Origin of the sequence: Neobacillus drentensis NBRC 102427, from assembly GCF_001591445.1 — a bacterium.
Lineage (GTDB): Bacteria > Bacillota > Bacilli > Bacillales > Cytobacillaceae > Neobacillus > Neobacillus drentensis.
Window position 1 is genome coordinate 1 of sequence record NZ_BCUX01000135.1, and the last position, 1,438, is coordinate 1,438.

The 1,438-nt window shown below is 51.1% G+C and carries 1 rRNA gene; it reads left to right on the forward strand.

What is annotated here, in order from left to right:
• Positions 1–1,438: ribosomal RNA gene (locus tag BDR01S_RS24525) — 23S ribosomal RNA — on the forward strand; the annotation flags it as partial.

Here is a 1,438-nt window from a genome sequence, read left to right on the forward strand (position 1 = left end):
GGTTAAGTTAGAAAGGGCGCACGGTGAATGCCTTGGCACTAGGAGCCGATGAAGGACGGGACTAACACCGATATGCTTCGGGGAGCTGTAAGTAAGCTTTGATCCGGAGATTTCCGAATGGGGGAACCCACTGTTCGTAATGGAACAGTATCTTTACCTGAATACATAGGGTATGGAAGGCATACCCGGGGAACTGAAACATCTAAGTACCCGGAGGAAGAGAAAGCAAACGCGATTCCCTGAGTAGCGGCGAGCGAAACGGGACATAGCCCAAACCAAGAGGCTTGCCTCTTGGGGTTGTAGGACACTCAACATGGAGTTACAAAGGAACGGGGTAGATGAAGCGACCTGGAAAGGTCCGTCATAGAAGGTAAAAACCCTGTAGTCGAAACTTCGTTCCCTCCTGAGTGGATCCTGAGTACGGCCGGACACGAGAAATCCGGTCGGAAGCAGGGAGGACCATCTCCCAAGGCTAAATACTCCCTAGTGACCGATAGTGAACCAGTACCGTGAGGGAAAGGTGAAAAGCACCCCGGAAGGGGAGTGAAATAGTTCCTGAAACCGTGTGCCTACAAGTAGTTAGAGCCCGTTAATGGGTAATAGCGTGCCTTTTGTAGAATGAACCGGCGAGTTACGATCCCATGCAAGGTTAAGTTGAAAAGACGGAGCCGCAGCGAAAGCGAGTCTGAATAGGGCGTATGAGTATGTGGTCGTAGACCCGAAACCAGGTGATCTACCCATGTCCAGGGTGAAGTCCAGGTAACACTGGATGGAGGCCCGAACCCACGCACGTTGAAAAGTGCGGGGATGAGGTGTGGGTAGCGGAGAAATTCCAATCGAACTTGGAGATAGCTGGTTCTCTCCGAAATAGCTTTAGGGCTAGCCTCACGTAGTAAGAGTCTTGGAGGTAGAGCACTGTTTGGACTAGGGGCCCTCATCGGGTTACCGAATTCAGACAAACTCCGAATGCCAAAGACTTATCCGTGGGAGTCAGACTGCGAGTGATAAGATCCGTAGTCAAAAGGGAAACAGCCCAGACCACCAGCTAAGGTCCCAAAGTATACGTTAAGTGGAAAAGGATGTGGAGTTGTTTAGACAACCAGGATGTTGGCTTAGAAGCAGCCACCATTTAAAGAGTGCGTAATAGCTCACTGGTCGAATGACTCTGCGCCGAAAATGTACCGGGGCTAAACGTATCACCGAAGCTGTGGATTGACATCTTAGATGTCAGTGGTAGGAGAGCGTTCTAAGGGCGTTGAAGCTAGACCGTAAGGACTGGTGGAGCGCTTAGAAGTGAGAATGCCGGTATGAGTAGCGAAAGATGAGTGAGAATCTCATCCACCGAATGCCTAAGGTTTCCTGAGGAAGGCTCGTCCGCTCAGGGTTAGTCGGGACCTAAGCCGAGGCCGAAAGGCGTAGGCGATGGACAACAGGTTGA